General features: G+C 44.5%; 23 protein-coding genes. 17 read left to right on the top strand and 6 right to left on the bottom strand.

The window, feature by feature from the left end:
- Window positions 1-51 precede the first annotated feature (51 nt).
- The 6 genes from ML541_RS16705 (at window position 52) to ML541_RS16680 (ending at window position 5,005) form a co-directional block, all read left to right on the top strand.
- Complete coding sequence (locus ML541_RS16705) at window positions 52-1,173, top strand: YadA-like family protein (protein ID WP_243374643.1); 1,122 nt, start codon at window positions 52-54, stop codon at window positions 1,171-1,173.
- 85 nt (window positions 1,174-1,258) lie between these two features.
- Complete coding sequence (locus tag ML541_RS16700; protein WP_243374641.1) at window positions 1,259-1,897, top strand: hypothetical protein; 639 nt, start codon at window positions 1,259-1,261, stop codon at window positions 1,895-1,897.
- A gap of 36 nt (window positions 1,898-1,933) precedes the next feature.
- Window positions 1,934-2,869, top strand: coding sequence for a hypothetical protein (locus tag ML541_RS16695; protein WP_243374639.1), 936 nt, complete (start codon window positions 1,934-1,936; stop codon window positions 2,867-2,869).
- Window positions 2,870-2,958: 89 nt separating this feature from the next.
- Window positions 2,959-3,264, top strand: a complete 306-nt coding sequence (locus tag ML541_RS16690; protein ID WP_243374638.1) for a hypothetical protein — start codon at window positions 2,959-2,961, stop codon at window positions 3,262-3,264.
- 312 nt (window positions 3,265-3,576) lie between these two features.
- The gene (locus tag ML541_RS16685; protein WP_243374636.1) at window positions 3,577-4,383 is read left to right on the top strand and encodes a hypothetical protein; all 807 of its coding nucleotides are present in this window, start codon (window positions 3,577-3,579) and stop codon (window positions 4,381-4,383) included.
- Window positions 4,358-5,005, top strand: coding sequence for a hypothetical protein (locus ML541_RS16680; RefSeq protein WP_243374634.1), 648 nt, complete (start codon window positions 4,358-4,360; stop codon window positions 5,003-5,005). Before ML541_RS16685 ends, ML541_RS16680 begins: the two co-directional genes overlap by 26 nt.
- Before the next feature lie 163 nt (window positions 5,006-5,168).
- Here ML541_RS16680 and ML541_RS16675 read toward each other — a convergent pair whose 3' ends face one another.
- The 3 genes from ML541_RS16675 to ML541_RS16665 are packed head-to-tail and all read right to left on the bottom strand — an operon-like array spanning window position 5,169 to window position 6,244.
- Window positions 5,169-5,537 (bottom strand): hypothetical protein, encoded by a 369-nt coding sequence (locus ML541_RS16675; protein WP_243374632.1) that lies wholly within the window; start codon window positions 5,535-5,537, stop codon window positions 5,169-5,171.
- A 16-nt stretch (window positions 5,538-5,553) separates the two neighbouring features.
- A complete protein-coding gene (locus tag ML541_RS16670; protein WP_243374630.1) occupies window positions 5,554-5,865 on the bottom strand; it encodes a hypothetical protein in 312 nt (103 codons plus the stop codon).
- Window positions 5,866-5,887: 22 nt separating this feature from the next.
- Window positions 5,888-6,244 carry a hypothetical protein gene (locus ML541_RS16665; RefSeq protein ID WP_243374628.1) on the bottom strand — a complete coding sequence of 119 codons (357 nt, stop codon included), beginning with the start codon at window positions 6,242-6,244 and terminating at the stop codon, window positions 5,888-5,890.
- A 331-nt stretch (window positions 6,245-6,575) separates the two neighbouring features.
- Here ML541_RS16665 and ML541_RS16660 point away from each other — a divergent pair, with 331 nt between their 5' ends.
- The 5 genes from ML541_RS16660 to ML541_RS16640 all read left to right on the top strand — a co-directional run bounded on the left by ML541_RS16660 (window position 6,576) and on the right by ML541_RS16640 (window position 9,139).
- Window positions 6,576-6,854, top strand: coding sequence for a hypothetical protein (locus ML541_RS16660; RefSeq protein ID WP_243374626.1), 279 nt, complete (start codon window positions 6,576-6,578; stop codon window positions 6,852-6,854).
- 9 nt (window positions 6,855-6,863) lie between these two features.
- Entirely contained in the window at window positions 6,864-7,547 is a 684-nt protein-coding gene (locus tag ML541_RS16655; RefSeq protein ID WP_243374624.1) for a hypothetical protein, read from the top strand.
- Between the two features lie 244 nt (window positions 7,548-7,791).
- Window positions 7,792-8,412 carry a tyrosine-type recombinase/integrase gene (locus ML541_RS16650; protein WP_243374622.1) on the top strand — a complete coding sequence of 207 codons (621 nt, stop codon included), beginning with the start codon at window positions 7,792-7,794 and terminating at the stop codon, window positions 8,410-8,412.
- 8 nt (window positions 8,413-8,420) lie between these two features.
- Window positions 8,421-8,762 carry a hypothetical protein gene (locus ML541_RS16645; protein ID WP_243374610.1) on the top strand — a complete coding sequence of 114 codons (342 nt, stop codon included), beginning with the start codon at window positions 8,421-8,423 and terminating at the stop codon, window positions 8,760-8,762.
- Window positions 8,759-9,139, top strand: coding sequence for a hypothetical protein (locus ML541_RS16640; RefSeq protein WP_243374608.1), 381 nt, complete (start codon window positions 8,759-8,761; stop codon window positions 9,137-9,139). The genes ML541_RS16645 and ML541_RS16640 overlap by 4 nt, the downstream gene beginning before the upstream one ends.
- Before the next feature lie 36 nt (window positions 9,140-9,175).
- On the opposite strand, the gene ML541_RS16635 is transcribed toward ML541_RS16640, so the two are convergent.
- The gene (locus tag ML541_RS16635) at window positions 9,176-10,201 is read right to left on the bottom strand and encodes a hypothetical protein (protein WP_243374607.1); all 1,026 of its coding nucleotides are present in this window, start codon (window positions 10,199-10,201) and stop codon (window positions 9,176-9,178) included.
- Between the two features lie 215 nt (window positions 10,202-10,416).
- Between ML541_RS16635 and ML541_RS16630 the strand changes: the two genes are divergently transcribed.
- From ML541_RS16630 to ML541_RS16605, 6 genes are all read left to right on the top strand, one after another.
- Window positions 10,417-11,046, top strand: a complete 630-nt coding sequence (locus ML541_RS16630; protein ID WP_243374605.1) for a hypothetical protein — start codon at window positions 10,417-10,419, stop codon at window positions 11,044-11,046.
- A gap of 35 nt (window positions 11,047-11,081) precedes the next feature.
- The gene (locus ML541_RS16625; protein ID WP_243374603.1) at window positions 11,082-11,432 is read left to right on the top strand and encodes a hypothetical protein; all 351 of its coding nucleotides are present in this window, start codon (window positions 11,082-11,084) and stop codon (window positions 11,430-11,432) included.
- A gap of 351 nt (window positions 11,433-11,783) precedes the next feature.
- Complete coding sequence (locus ML541_RS16620; RefSeq protein ID WP_243374602.1) at window positions 11,784-12,074, top strand: hypothetical protein; 291 nt, start codon at window positions 11,784-11,786, stop codon at window positions 12,072-12,074.
- A gap of 509 nt (window positions 12,075-12,583) precedes the next feature.
- Window positions 12,584-13,396: a hypothetical protein gene (locus tag ML541_RS16615; RefSeq protein ID WP_243374601.1), complete on the top strand. Its 813-nt coding sequence runs from the start codon at window positions 12,584-12,586 to the stop codon at window positions 13,394-13,396.
- 19 nt (window positions 13,397-13,415) lie between these two features.
- The gene (locus tag ML541_RS16610; RefSeq protein WP_243374600.1) at window positions 13,416-13,892 is read left to right on the top strand and encodes a MucR family transcriptional regulator; all 477 of its coding nucleotides are present in this window, start codon (window positions 13,416-13,418) and stop codon (window positions 13,890-13,892) included.
- Window positions 13,893-13,919: 27 nt separating this feature from the next.
- Window positions 13,920-14,768 carry a hypothetical protein gene (locus ML541_RS16605; RefSeq protein WP_243374599.1) on the top strand — a complete coding sequence of 283 codons (849 nt, stop codon included), beginning with the start codon at window positions 13,920-13,922 and terminating at the stop codon, window positions 14,766-14,768.
- Window positions 14,769-14,778: 10 nt separating this feature from the next.
- Here the strand turns inward: ML541_RS16605 and ML541_RS16600 are convergent, their stop codons facing one another.
- Together ML541_RS16600 and ML541_RS16595 are read right to left on the bottom strand one after the other, a co-directional pair.
- Complete coding sequence (locus ML541_RS16600) at window positions 14,779-15,153, bottom strand: hypothetical protein (RefSeq protein ID WP_243374598.1); 375 nt, start codon at window positions 15,151-15,153, stop codon at window positions 14,779-14,781.
- A 36-nt stretch (window positions 15,154-15,189) separates the two neighbouring features.
- Window positions 15,190-15,546, bottom strand: coding sequence for a hypothetical protein (locus ML541_RS16595; RefSeq protein ID WP_243374597.1), 357 nt, complete (start codon window positions 15,544-15,546; stop codon window positions 15,190-15,192).
- Window positions 15,547-15,548 lie beyond the last annotated feature (2 nt).

The raw sequence follows: 15,548 nt of genomic DNA, 5'->3' as shown, positions 1-15,548 counted from the left end.
AGCTTACGGCTCATTCCCCGTTTTTGCCTTTTTCGGCAAAGGGGGTAACACATGAAAACATTGTTGACTGTAGTTATTTTGGCATTTTCGACAGCGATTGCACAGGCTGAGACTGTGGTAACTGACAATCAAAACGTTTACGGGGCCGGTTCTATCGCCCCTCAAACTTGGGATAGCGGGGCAACCTCTATTGGGTACAACGCCCAAGCGGGGAGCGGGTTTTTAATGACACAACAGGCAACGGCTGTTGGTATGGGGGCATCGGCCACTCAGTCTTTTTCAACGGCAATTGGTGGTGCATCAATGGCGACGGCAACGGGGGCGACTGCTATAGGTAGTTCGTCAATAGCTGCTGGTCAAAACTCGTTTAGTTCTGGCTATGCAGTCACCGGCCAAGGGTCAATCGGCCTTGGCTCCTTCGACATATCCCAGACAAACGGGATCATATCTGGTTTTAACTCCGTGGGGATCGGCAGGAGCGTGACCGTCAAAGGGGATGAAGCAATCGCAATCGGGGCCGATGCCTATGCCGGGACGTCTGGGGCTACTGCCATTGGCCGGGGTGCCGTCAGCGCCGGGGCCGGGGGTGTGGCATTGGGTACAGATTCCAATGCAGGGGCAAATACCAGTGTTGCTATTGCAACCGGGGCCAGAGTAGACACCCTCGCACAAAGCGGGGTTGCCATTGGCAACAATGCCAGGGTAACAGGGAACGCGGTTAATAGCGTGGCAATCGGTGCAGGTTCAGTGGCTACCGAGGCTAATGTTGTTGAAGTTGGGAACCGAAAAATTACAGGGGTTGCAAGCGGCGTCAATAGTACCGATGCTGCGAATGTGGGGCAATTGAACCAGCTAAAGCAGATCGTCACAGGGAAGGTAGACGAGGCGGTTACAGGGCTTCGGCAGGAAATCAATAGTGGGGTAAATGGGGCTAAAAAATACGCTGCAAAGGGTATTGCCGCTTCGCTTGCTATCCCTACACCAGAATTTTCAAATCCCTCTGCAACAAAGGCTTTGGCCGTGAATGTTGGTCAATATGATGGTGAAGTAGCAATAGGGATAGGTGGAACCTACAGAGTATCAACCTCTGTTGCCATTTCTGGTGGTCTATCTACTCCAATAGCAGCAGGGGGTGCAGTAGCTACGAAAATCGGGGCCTCTTTTAACTGGTAAATCAGGTTTTTTTAAAGGGCACTAATACACCCTCGTTGTTGACGACGAGGGTAACAAGCGCAAATAAGCGCAGCAGGGGGTTTTTATGAAAAACATCATTCTTTCAATTTTTGTGATCTTGGCGACGGCTACCGGCGCTCTGGCAGCAGTCGAGGGAGTATCAACCTATGTGGTGATCGACGTTTTGAAACAGCACAATACTGTTGACGGCAACCATGTAAGCCGGGAGCGAGGGGCTATGTACGGTCTTGGGGTCAAAGGGAGCGTGCCGGTCTTCGGCAATCCTGCGAGGATTGATCTATTGGCCGAGGGTAAGGTGGGGGAGACCAATTACCTGGACTATGCAAAGGGAACCACCACTAAAACCACTCATTACAACCTGAAAACGGAGGGTGTAGGGGTATACCCGGTTGAGCTGTTGGGGTATATTTTTGAGCCGTTGGCCGGGGCTGGGTATGTGTTTTCGGGTCATACTAACCAGATTTCAAATTCTAGCACCGGGTACGGTATAACAGGGGTGCGAGTTTCTAACCCGGTTCGCGGGGGGCTTTTGTACGCCGAGGCGGGGGCAGTTGTCCCAATGATACGAGAGGCGAAGATACAGCCCAGGGCAGAGGCCGGAATGGCCTTTTTAAACAGTTTTCTCAACGTCAGATATGAAAGCATCCAATACAGCGACGTTGAAGGGAACCAGGTTGGCGTCAATTTCGGGTTCAGCTTTTAAAATAGCGGGCACTTTTAGGTAGCTGTGGGGATGATTATGAAAATCGGTAAAGTTCTTATTATGATGTCTTTGGTGATTGTAGCAGGTTGCGGTGGAGAACAACATGTCGAGCAGCATGCAGCTATTGACCTTGGTTTTGTCAACTATACGAGTGGTACCTACTTCAATCCTTCGCCCACCTCAGTTGAGCTGAAGGCAGATACTTTTGGTGCTTTGAAAATGGCCGCATTGAATGCTGGTGACACCATAAACGAGCCAATGGTGAGAGCTGACGCTATTACTATTGCCGGATGTCTGCCGACAATTGTCGAAACGCCGGATATATCTGTTTGCTACGAAACTGCAGCCCAGGCCACAGATGCCGAGGCGTTGATTTTTTTCCTGCCGGGGATCGTCGGCACGGTCAACGGGATCATCGGCCCAACTGGTAAACTCGACCTCGTTTTGGCAGCTCCAGGGGGATCACAGTACAACGGGGTATTCGACAACAGCAGACGGGTTGCCGTGGTAATTGATTCAACCTGGAGACAAGTTATTGCCGGTACAGCCCATGAGCTCACCCACGCCGCTTATCAGCAGGCCGGGGGCAACCTAACCCTTTACTGGCTCAATGAGGCACTAGCTACTCTAGCAGAAACAGAAATGGGGTATACACGCGGGATTCCCCAACCAGGCATTTACAGCAATACCCTTTTGGAGTCAAAACCCGTCAGTCAGCTCGACTATTTTCGGGGACAACAGATAGGATTGGCTTTGAAGGCACAGGGTAAATTCCCGGTTGCGGCGGCGCTTAAAACGTCTGATCCTCTCCAGGGGATCACCGGAGGGAATATGGAGAGTTTTGCAAGGGCATTCTGGCAGGATAATTATCAGTACGCACCGGCAAACAGCTCTGCAATACCCCCCTACGGAGCAGTCAAGATCCTATCACCTGTAGTGGGGCCTAAAAGCTTGATAAGGATCGATGGTTAGGGGCTCCGACAGTCGAAAAATTGTATTTTTTAACAAAGACGCTCTCAAATATATTATAAGAGTGGAATAAGAGAATCGGGGGGAGGCCTATGAAACCAACTACAGATCAAATAGAGGCAGCAAAAAGGCTCTGGAAAATTGCAAATGGTAACAGCGGCCAGTGTGAGGTTGTGGCTCGGTTTCTTTTGGGCCTTTACAACGGGTACAGGTTCAAATTCGACCTAACGGATTTTCGGCGGCTCGATACCGCTATTTTTCAAGACTGTCTAAATGTCCTGGTTATGGACTATCAACCGCAAGACGAAATCCATGAAGCTCTAGGCATTCCAGGGGCAGAATTTGAGCGTCTGGCGAAAGAATGGAATGTCAAAGAAGCCCCAACTTCAGATCAGTGACGTATTGTTTTGCACGATGGTCGTAGTGTATATTTATAGTGCTAGTTTGGCCAGTGGATATCTCTCAGCCATTTCACGACCTCAATCAGTAGATAAATGAGTGCTAAAAAAATTTTGCCTTTGCTCATTGCTGCCTCCTTATTTAAAGCGGTTCATTGCTTTATTAGTAATAAGTAGTGCAGCAAGATTTTTATATGATAGCTGGTGAAGTAGGTCAATCAGTTTTTACTTTTAATAAGTATTTAAAGTTTATAAAGTTTATAAGGTTTTATAAAGGTCGAATCGGAGCGAAAACAATACAGGATGGTTTATATGCTTACGCGCTATACATTCATACTCCTTTTGATTTTGTTTAATCTCAGTTCAACCCCAGCCATTTGTGACACGATCAGGATACTTCCAGGGCCTTTGGACGGCTGCAAAATCCAAACTCCATGGGGCGACTATATCGCTGTTCAGCATGGAGACACAGTTTGGGTGGGAACCCAAGAAGAATACGACCATGCGAGATTAGAGCCTATCTTTGAGAAACAAGGTTTTCGAGAGGTAAAACTAGAGGGTATAGCTCCTAACGAGCATGTGCTTATATCACGAGATCGCCCAACGGTTACAATTGGTTCAAAAGACATATATGACATTAATCTAAATGTTTTATTCGGCGTAGGCCCAGATAAAAGGTTACATAGACCTAAAAAACCAAAGAACGCAGAATATGTCGTCTTATCTTGGGTGGCGGGCAAAAAGACGAAAGTTCGGCCTCTGATATATGACCGGGAGACGAAGAAGACCTACACTCCTTTTGATTGTACAGGAAATGACGTTTCCACTTATTGTGAGTTCATGATCCCTAAGGCATCCCTGACCCATAAGGCGGGTATTTTTTTCACGTCAGGCAAAGCGAAGCCTGGTTTTCTTCCTATCCAGTCGATTGCCATGACAGATTACCGAGGTCTGGAAATAACGTACAAGCAGCTAAAAAAAGATGGTATTTCCATGGATCCAGACTCTGCTAAAGAGCTGGGACAGCTTCATCTACTTGATGCTAAAATTCCTGGATCTTTCGAACAGATAGATCTGCAAGAAGGTGAAAACAATGTCACACCTGCAAATTCCAACTGAGCTCCTGAGAAAGATAAAACGGTTACGCCCTGACATTTACATGCTTCTAGAGTCTCTAGATCAAGCCACTAGTGGAGCTGTAAGGGATGAGATTATTGCAAAACTTGATAACGCAGGGTTTCTGTTCTCCCGGTTAGAGGAAGGCAAATCTCCGTTTATCCACAGCTCGTTGCTGAAAGAACCTAAAGACGCTCCAGACAACAATGCGGGTGAGAAAATGACGGAAGATGAGGTTGTCAGAAACCTTTGTCTTTGGCTGGAAGCTGAAGGATGGAAAATAAGGAATAAATGCCTCGGACATCAGCGGGGAGTTGACGTTTTGGCTACGAAGGGCACTGAGACACTCATTGTTGAGGCCAAGGGTAGCATGGGGAATTCGGCTTCACATCTAACTACCAGGCCCTATTTTGACGGAAAGCAGATCAAGTCACATTTCGGCAGGGCTGTGATAAGGGCCTTTGAAGAGAAATACAATAATCCAGATGATATTGTTGCTATTGCACAGCCTGATGATCCGTCGCTCATAAACTGTTTATCTGGTGCCATACCTAGTGTTATTGGGGCAGGGATTAAACTGTTTTGGATCCATCCTGACGGCAATGTAAGAGAACAAGCAAAGTAAGCTGAAGATGTTGCAAAAGGCGTAAAGGATTTTGTGTAATTTAGGTTTGTTTCGAAAGTATGGCATTTTCAACTGGGGTGCCCGGTTCACCGGCCTCAAGGCCGCGTGTAACCGACCACTCCGGTATTTCTGGCAGCACTCTTTGGCCTCCCTTCGGGGTTTGTTATTTGCAAGCATGTTTCATAACAGCTTCGTCGAAGTCTTGGGGTGACATAGGGCCTAACCATCCACCGTTGGAATCAGTTGTGTATGCTTGTTTGCTTTTACAATCGACCCTTACCTTAAAGTAGTTCCAAGCACTAGTTGATGATTTTCCTGGAATATTTACAGGATTGCAAAGTGTAGCTTGATAAATACTGCCATTGACCTTTTTGATAGAATTTTTGTTGAGATGATGAAGATCTGTAACTTTTATCCAATTTTTACCAGTCGGTTTATCGGTTCTCCAATCAAGCCCTAAACTGTTTGGAATTCTTACGGCAAAGGAAACGACAGGAATAAGAGCGATGGCAAAAATGATAAGTATTTTCATAACTATCTCCTTTTGGTTATTGTTCTACTTTCAAATACCATTTACCGCCTTTGTCTAATATTTGGTATTCGTATCTAAATTTATTGCATTTAAGTGTAAACCCTTTGGAAAAAACGTTATCAGATGCAGCACTTACACTGTCACAGGTGTTACCATTAGCCTTAACGAATTTTACCAAAACATCAACAATGTCCATGCGTCCTTTTACCGCGCCAAATATATGCGCATCTGGTTCAATAGTGTAACTTGGTTTCTTTTTACAAAATGCAGTTGATGCAGACAAAAGAAGTAATAAGACAACTGTTGCCGATAGGGTTAATTTATTCATAATTTCCCTCCTTTTATAAATATCATGCTGCGGGAATAGTCAAATTGCACACGGCGCAAAATCTGTTTTTACTGCCTTTTCTGGATGTTTCAATTAGTTTTCCGGTTTTATGCGCACACGCTGGGCAATAGAGTTTAATGCCGTCAAAAGTAATGCAACCCCATTTCATTCTTGAACCGTCAAGGAGATTTTTGTGAGATTCTTCATTTTGAATTAGGTTGTCTCGGCGTTGTATTTCTTGCCGCAAATCTTTATTCTCAGATTCAAGAACCGTTACCTTTTGTTCAAGCTGCGCGTTTTCTCTTTCCATTGCCTCAAGTTCCGACTTGTAGCGAGCCGCACTTGGAATTTCTTTCAGCAAATCCGCAATCCATCCCATAAATCTCCTCCTTTTTAGGCCGTTTTCATAACGTGTGGTTGCTGACTCGCAGAGTCGCCCATCGGAAGTACCATTAACATCTATTTCCGGGCACCGCATTGACGATTTTGAATAGTGGCTAACGGCCTTTTCATACTCCCCTCCTCATTTCATAACTTAGCCAAAACATATTAAAAATAATAGTTAGTGTCAAGCACTCAGCCGGTTGTGACGCATAGTCAACAAAACCCTCTGGGTTATGGGTCACGAAATAGGTGAGGAATGATCCTTAGCCCTCGGATCGAGGTTATTTAAATTTACTTTGTTTACTATGTTTACACTGGAGGTGGCAATGGATCTTGAGCCGGAGAAATTCTATGTCGGTATCATCAATTCATGTTTCGAAGAACTGGCTGAGTATGTTGAGCCTGATTCGACGCTTGTTTATAGATGTGACAAAGCAGGCCATTTAAGCAGCCAGGTGATACAGCCTCAATTGCAAGGAAGAAGTCTTTCTCTGGAGGTAGAAGGCTATGATACTTTTGACGAGCTCCCTCTGCACATTCTTAAAGCCCTTGCCGATGAGTTGGTGGAAGATCTAAAAAGGCGGAGCATTACTGCCGGATCGTGAGGAATAATAATGTCTGGAATTTATAACGGTAGGCAATTCTTCTCAGGTGATGTGCATCGTGACTTTCTTGAATCGGCCCTGCAGGAGCTGCTGACAACTATATCGTATTGCCAGGGCCTCGGGATAACTACGAACTTCTGTTTCACAGAGGCAAGAGAAATTGAACTAGAGGCTGTGGAGAACCATACAGGAGGAGGGCTTATAAACTTCCAAGTAGAAGGTTTCGAGTCCCTTAAACAAACGCCAGTCGATGTTTTGGAGGTAATGGTAGAGAAGCTTCAGCTGCATGCAGATAATGCCGTGGACATTCTGAACAGCAAGGCAAAAAAGCGTTTAGATGAACTGTTCTCTGCCCTCCCCTACACAGATTGTTGTCTCTTGCGAGAAGGCGGGGTCTGGATGCCAAATGTTATTGCTGAAGCGATAACTAAAAATCGTGGGGGGAAAGAGACAGATCGTCGGCTGTATTTTTTTGACCTGGACGAAGACTTCAACCTCGTTTTTGCCGGTGCAGACATTTTGAAATTTCCAATCGAATTTCGATCTTCGTTTGTGAATAATTTTGCCCGGAAGGTGATCGCCTCATGTAAAAAAAAGGAGATCAAATTTTTTACAAAAAAATCTGATTTGATTAGGACTCTCTTAGGTCAATGGGAAAGTCAAAACCAAGAAAAAAGACTGAAACAGTCCTAAATTGTATATTGTTTTTTGAATATATGCCGGGTGGATTCAGTCTTAACTTTTATACTAAAGTTAAGACTCAGATGCCAAATGCAGTAAATACAGGGGTTCACAAATGCCTGATCTTAACCGAGTAAAAATGAGTTTTAAGTATTGATGGAAAAACCATGAAATGTTAAAACTGAGGTGCAATTTTTGAAGGGCATGAAAAATGAGAGATTGCCCCCTGCTTTAGTGTAGAAAACGGAGGTGCAAAATGGAGAGTGAAAAAGTAGTAGATATAAAAAATCGAAATCACCCAGTAAAGGGATCAAGTACAAAAGTTGAACCGATCAAAAAAGAGAAGGACATTAAAAATATTAAAAAATTGCTCTCTGGAAATCCGAGAGACTTTGCTATTTTTACGGTTGGTATCAATACGAACCTTCGTGGGGTCGATCTACTTAAACTTACAGTAGGGAAAGTACGCCACATGGAAATCGGCGATGATTTCACCCTGAAAGAGCAGAAAACCTCCAAGAAGCGAATGGTGACAATGAACCCCACAGTGTATCAAGCTGTCCAAGGGCTGTTGGCAACTATGCCGGGTGCAGAGGATGCAGATTACCTGTTCCAAAGCAGGGAAGGGAAGGGAAAGCCGATCACGACGCCATACCTCAATAACTTAGTGAAGAAGTGGTGTGCTGAGATCAATATGAAAGGGAACTACGGCGCTCATTCTCTACGGAAGACGTGGGGATACCACCAGAGGGTAACTTTTGGTGTCGATATACCAACGCTTATGGTAATGTTCAACCACTCATCCCAACGCCAGACGCTTGATTATCTTTGCATCCAGGATACTGAGATCAAGCAGGCGTACCTCAACGAATTGTAGGAGCAGCAATGGTAACAGAAAATGCAAAACAGCAACTTGAGCCTGTAGCTATGTTCAAATTCAGCAACTGTGAGAAGGAAAACGAGATCACCTTGTCATTGCGGGACGAGGAAGACATGCTCGTTTTCTTCGCGATCCTGGTAGGGGATGGTTATACGAGCTGGTCTTATGATCCGGCTGCAATCAATTCAATGTTTTCAGATGATTTTGCAGCTCGCCGAGGGGAGGGCAGGTATCAAGTAAAAATCCTCGGAAATTCGCTGGAGGAAAAATCAGATCGAATCAAAAAGATATGTTCCTTCCTGCAGAAGAAAGGTTATCTTACTGAAGTAGGGAAGAGGGCGGCATGACGCTCGATGAGGCCCTAGATAAATATGGGGACGTGGTTCTGCTGAATAGGCACAAATTGGGGGAGCATCACTACCTATTTAATTCGAACCGAGACCCTGATGGCCTAGTGTGTTTCCTGGATCTCAAGACAAGAGGAGCAGACAGCCTTATAGACGGGATTGCACTCTCTTCGATTTCTACCCTTACCTACAGAGTCGTGGCTAATGAAATTGCCAATCCAACCAGGCAGTATCTATATTCTTATGTGGAAATAAGAATAGCCAGAGGGTTAGGAGAGGATATGGGGTCGATCTTCAACTACGAGTTCCAGGGGAGCAATATTTTCAGTTTTCCCGGAAAAACAAAGAAAAGCACGAAGGGTAAGGGTAGGGTGTAGAAAAAAAATCCGATTTAAAGCGAAATATGGAGGCTGCTATTTTGGAGATTTGGCAGGAACAAAGTCACCTCCATCATTCGGCCCCCATAGGCGCTCGTCTTTGAGAAGTTTCAACCAATCACTTCTGATCATAGCCTTGGGTAGGAACCAAACCATACCCATTCGTCCAGGCGTATCCACGTCACCTACCATCTCAAAAATTACATGCTTTATTCCTGAAGTTAAGACAATAGCTCTAGACCCATTGTAAGGCCCTTCAGTGAGATTTATTTTGGTGGGATCCTGTGTAACTCCTGGGATGGTGACCTCTTTTGCCCCCATGGCAGCTTTTTTATTGTCCGTCCCCAAAATCAAGGTATCTAGGTAATTTATCCACCCTTGGTCATATGTGTTTCCATGCACGGTAAGGTAACCACTTCCTACTGCATGCCCGGTTTTGTCGTACATCACTAAAATAGTTTCGGAGTCACTGCATGTCCCAACAGTATTACCTTGTAAGGGTTGAGGAGCTTCTTCAACATAATGCCCTTCATGGTCATAAATATACGGTTTATAGCTACCGTTGACGCAATAAAGGTAAACAGTAGGCTTGAGACTTTTAACGGTAGATTTTGGTTTTCCTAACTTAGCTTCAATCGCAGCTCTTTTTAATCCCAAAACTCCTGCAGAAGCATCTTTCTTATTCAACCCATCTGATTGTTTTTTTCTAAAAGCAAAATCAATAATTAGCGAGTTGATTTCAGTTGGGGATAGTTCTTTTTCAGCAACAACCGCTCTGGATAGGACATACTGATTAGATGTTCTTACAAAGGCGAAGCGGATCGTATTGGATTTTTCAGTGAGCCGATCCTGATTCGTAATCTTCAATAGCCACCCGTCTTTTTGCTTTTCCCACTGCCTTTCCCCTTGGTAAAAAGAAGTGAACTCCTCAATAGTTCCTACTTCATCGGTTAGAGGCCCCCTAAGTTTTGCTGCGAGAACCACTGCTGGTGGCTCGACCGAAGTCCAGCCAAGCATCAATATCGAAAGAGAAATTAAACAAAAACATTGAAGAGTTTTCACGTGTTGTTCTCCTGTGGAGGCTAAAAAAACCTTAAGGATTTAAATTTTTTTAGCAATACACACTATTAAATCCTTAGTCAAGCCCAGTTTGGGCTGAATCTCACGAAATAGGTAGGAGACATTTTAGATCTTACCTCGATCATGGCCGAGGTGAGCAGGCGGGAGGTGGTCGGGGGGCCACGCTCCTGCCACTTTTTTAAAGACAAGGAGGGTCTATGGGAAAACTTATCTTCTGTTTCATCTTCGTAGTAGTTACCAGTTCTGCTAACGCCGCTGAAGTTTCCAGTTACATCAATATCGGAGGGCTAAGGCTAAAGGATTTCTCCAATGGGAAGCCTGTGGCTAGGGAGACAGGGCCAGTTGTAGCATTAGGCGTCAGCTCTAGAATCCCTGTCTCGGAACACCTCGATCTGGATCTCAAGGCCGAGGGCCAAGTAGGAGAGACCGATTATTTCAGCTACCAGAAATACTCCACTGAGAAAACCACACATTATGGATTCAAGCTCGAATCCCTTGCAGTTGTGCCGTTGACTCTCGGGGCGGTACATCTAGACCCGGTTGCTGGCGCTGGAGGTATGTTCTGGGGACGTAGTAACGCCGCACGGAATCACGCAGAGGGATACGGTGTCGCTGGCCTTAATATAGGCACTGCTCTTCCGAAAGGCCAGGATCTGTACATGCTGGGATTGGCTGTTATACAGGCGATATCAGGCACTACAGCACAACCTAGGGTGGAAGCAGGCGTTAAGACACCCGGCTATCTCTTCAACATCAATTATGAGAAGGTACGGTTCAAGGATGCGGATGGGAGCCAGTTCGGCATTTGCTTCGGCAAAGCCTTCTAAATTCTGTTTATTTATTTCTGGTTAGAGGAGGATCTATGAAACTTTTAAGAGGAATTATGATGGTAATAGGAGAAATCACGTATGCGCTTCGGGTGATCCGGGATCACTACATGACGGGCTTTTTCTTTATCCTGAATAGGGTGCTTGTCGCTTGGGTCATGCTTTCTGCTGGCAGCGCCTTCGTTTATTATCTAATGTGGCCGACCAGTACAATGAACCCAGTGGTAAGTAAAATTTTGTTTGGGTGGTTTTTTATATTACCCCCTGCTGCTATTTTGCAGGTTTTTTTAGCTATTTTTTGTGGGTTGCATATCGGTCATGTATATCGATATGTCTATATTGTTAATGACAACCGTGATAGAGAGTTCCGTGGCAGGTGGCGTTAGGTATGACCGCAGATGCTGCTAAGGAATCATATCGGCAAATCAGGAAGGCCGTAGAAGAATATTTGCACCCATACCCTATCTTTGACGGGATAGAGATTAGGCATAGGCATAGTCGATTGCAGCTCATTTTCACTGCTTGGGATCTAGTAGAAGACAAAAGGATCAATGATAGATATCTCCTGCAAGGCTGCAAGAATATTTTTCGGTCAAAGGTACCACTTACCAGTGAAAACCTGATTTGGTTATTGTCAAGAAATTAATAACACAAATACATACACTTAGCTTGTTGACAATGTCATCTCTAAGGTAGTATGGTTCTTTAAAGAGCCAGTACGCTTAGGGGGGGTGACTATGACAGGGACAGCTCTAAGAACAGTTGATCTGGTTGCTAACTCTGCAAGACGAGCGAGATACACTCTTACTTTATACGCTATCAGTGACGGCTTTGTTATCGAGAAAAGATCCTCTGCAATAGGCAAAAAGGCATTGCGTGAGGCCTGGTTCAGGGAGAGGTATGTTGAAGCGGAGAAGAAATTTAACCTGATCCTTAAGGACAAAACCAATCAATCGAGAAAATCGCCCAGGAAATATAGAATCGACAATACCGCAGAATCTCAACTCCCCCTCTTCAAAGTTGCGTAAAAGGGTTCAAAACATATTCCCTGTAGCAGTTACCGTTTATGCTGTTACAGGGACATTCCCATCCGTAGCATTCGCTATAGTAGGTTCATGTTTTTCATGTTCAAAGAGTAGTCTAAAAACCAAGCTTATCTTATTACTTAGTTCTCTTATCATTTCAGCTTTCTTTATCGTTTTGTTATACAGTTTCCCATGTTACACATATTACTGCATTGCCTATCCCCTTGCCGGTTTTGCCTTGGCGACATTCCTAACTGGGTTTTGCAATTCTGAGAGATTGCTACTCGCTACGATCACGATTCTGATGTTTGTCGCTGGGATCCGTGGGTATTTAGATGCTGCATATGCTGTTAATGGTTTGCATCATGCCACAAGTTTCTTTTCTGCCCTTTTTCTGCAAATATATTAATTTAAACTCAATTCATCTGGTAAATTTAAGCACGAAATGCTATTTTTTCGACGGTTCTGGCGGAAGTTTTTTCTTAGCCAAATTGGTGCTCGCGGGAGAGCCTATGAATTTCTTCATTTCCTCGGTTTTTTCTTTTCTTGTTGTCTTTGGGGTGCCAGCAATGTGTATGGGTGCCTACGGCAGGGAATATATCGGGAAAAGGTTTTGGATCCAGTGGAGTGACAAGTTTACAGATGGTTTCCGAGAGGGTAAATGCACAGATTATGATGGGACGTTTAGAAAATTTCGTGTATCCGACCAGGACAAGTACATCCCCCAGATAAAAGAGTCCTTTTTAATAACTGACCAGTTTTTACTCAGAAATGGTCAGGATCTTGTAGAAGGTAAATTTGATAACGGCACTCTTGTTTGTATAGATATTACGAACGTTTCTACTTCCGTGATAACATTGGAATCCCCAGAAACAAATAAAAAGTTGATGATGCAAAAACTAGAAGCAACGGGGATTGGTGTTGGTTCTTACCTTTGGGCAAAATCCCCAGTGGGCAAAGTGCCAGGATTAGCAAAGGTAGTAATTAAAGATATTGACATAGGCTATACAGATTGGATGATCTTTACTTTTTCTTCAGAAAAATATGGCACTTTCACCGAAAACCTGAACATATTTTCCGTTTTAGACAAGTTTTACCTTAAACTACCAAATAAGCTAAAGAAATTGGGCAAGAAGTCACTGAACGCCATAGCAAACGGTAAAATTTTTATAGGTATGACAAAAGATGAGGCTGTTGCTAGTTGGGGAAAGCCTCAGGACATTAACCGAAGTGCAGGTTCATGGGGAATAAATGAACAGTGGGTATATGGAGATAGAACCTATCTCTACTTTAAAAACGGACGCCTAACCAGTTGGCAGGATTAATCTTATAAAGGAGAATTACATGTCTACTTTAACTGAACTTGCAGCACAGATCGTATCATCTCATGCATCGACTTCACCGATGACGACTGATGACCTCATCCAGGAACTTCAGAAAGTTCATTCAGCTTTAAAGGGTATGGAAACTGGAGGAACAGCACCTGCAGCTGAAGAAAAACCTGCCCTTACGGTTAAAGAAGCCATAAAGAAAAATGAAATAATTTGCATGGTTTGCGGGAAAGGCGGATTCAAGACGCTTGCTCGTCACCTTAACCAGGCCCATGGCATGAAGCCGGGGGAATACAAGAAACAGTTTGGGATACCGTCGAAACAGCCTTTAGCCGCGAAATCTTTTTCTGATGCACGTCGTAAAATGGCACAGCAGAACAACCTGGCCGCTAACCTAGAAAAGGCCCGAGCTGTCAGGAAGGCCAAGATTGAGGAGAAAAAGAAGCCAGTTAAGGCTGCTGCGAAAAAACCTGCTGCTAAAAGAAGATAACTTGCTTTGATTGAGCAGGGAGGATCTATGAAATATTCTTTTCAGCTACTGCTATTCTTTGTTATCAGTATTGGGCTCTCCAATGGCCTAGATGCTGCTGAAAAGAAACCTAGCAAAAAAGCAATGAAGTCAGTCAAAAAGGTTGCTGAAAAGGAACAGGCTTATCTGCAGATTCCTTTTACGCTGGATGGAAATATAATCCCTAAAAATTTCTTGGGGCATGATTTACGGGCAGTTTACAAAAAGCTTGAAGAGAGAAAGGATCGTAAAAAGGGGGAGTTCGAAACTACAGCACAATACAATTCGCGTATAGAGCTCGAAGATAAATCTCCTCTATTCGGTTCGGTTAAAATCGGGGACAAGCTATCTCTTGTGGCTAATGTTGGGTCGTCATATGATGCTGATAATAGTAAGTTGCGAGTTGATATTCCCTCTGTAGACTCATGGCGCACGAAATATGCTTTTGGTATCACTGGTCAGGAGATCTATAACATTCGGAAGAATTATATTGCTAGTAATTCTTATGGTGCTACTGTTGAAGTATCTGAACACTTACAAGCAAATGCTATTCTAGTAGTTAACAACATTCAAAAGTTTAATGTTGATAGCGGCTATAGCAAGCAACTTGAATTTGTGCTGGATAACTTCCCCAATGAGAAAGCCAGAAAGTTGAAAAATCAGCTTATGGCAATTTGTGTATTCACCTTAACCGATCCTTTTCTGGGGGATGATGGCTACTACCTCAAAGCTACGATGGATTCGCCTATAGAGGCGGTAACCAGTAACAAGCTCGTTTACGGTAACCTTGAAGAGGTCATCTTGTACAACGACGAGACGGGGGAAGTCCTTACTAGAGTGAGGCCTAACCCAAGCTGACTGCCAAGTGCTAATTGACTGGCCCCAACATAATCTGGGCAGTATTGTAGGGCTTCTCTGCATACTGCCCTTTTTTTGCAGCTGCGATCAGCAGCATGCCTATCTGCCAATACAATTTACCGATCCACTTATTAAGAGGCACCTTGTCGGGGCATGGTGGGAAGATGCTTTTTTTCTGGGGATATTTCCGAAGTCCATAGCTCTCGATGACAGACATTGATGCTGGCATTTCATCCATCCCCTTTTTTTCGACGGCGACTCCGATCATGGTAAGTGTTTCTCCCAGGAGCCGTTGTGATTCAATCTCGGCTTTAGTACAAGGCCGAGTGCTGTACTTGTCTGAAAAATACTGAAGCCCCTTTTTCTCCGTTCCCTTTTTATCCATGAATCTCCCTTTACTTGAGTCAGTATTGTAACCACCCTATTTCGTGAACCTGGACTGATCTTCACCAGGCAACATTATTACCCCCCGAGGGGAACCATCTTTGCCTGTCTCCCAATACATATCTAACACCCACACACTTCCGTTTATTGCTGTTTCAAATAATTCTTCGCACTTGCTGGGACTCCCTATGATCTTATAAATCGAGTGGAGCAGTATCTGTGCTACCACTGAATCCATAGCGTTCCCTTGCTCAACGGCTTCGTTTATCGCCGCCCAAACGGGGGGAGTGCACATTATGGGGCAGTTGTAAAAGAAAGAGGTGCTGGAGGAAGCGCTGCTTAGATCCACCAGCACCTCGTCATTCAGTGCAGTTGACTCAAGGTCGTCGGTCATGC

This window comes from Geotalea sp. SG265 (genome assembly GCF_022808985.1).
Taxonomy (GTDB): domain Bacteria; phylum Desulfobacterota; class Desulfuromonadia; order Geobacterales; family Geobacteraceae; genus Geotalea.
Note: the sequence above shows the minus strand (reverse complement) of the source record. Positions and strands in the feature narration are given on the sequence as shown.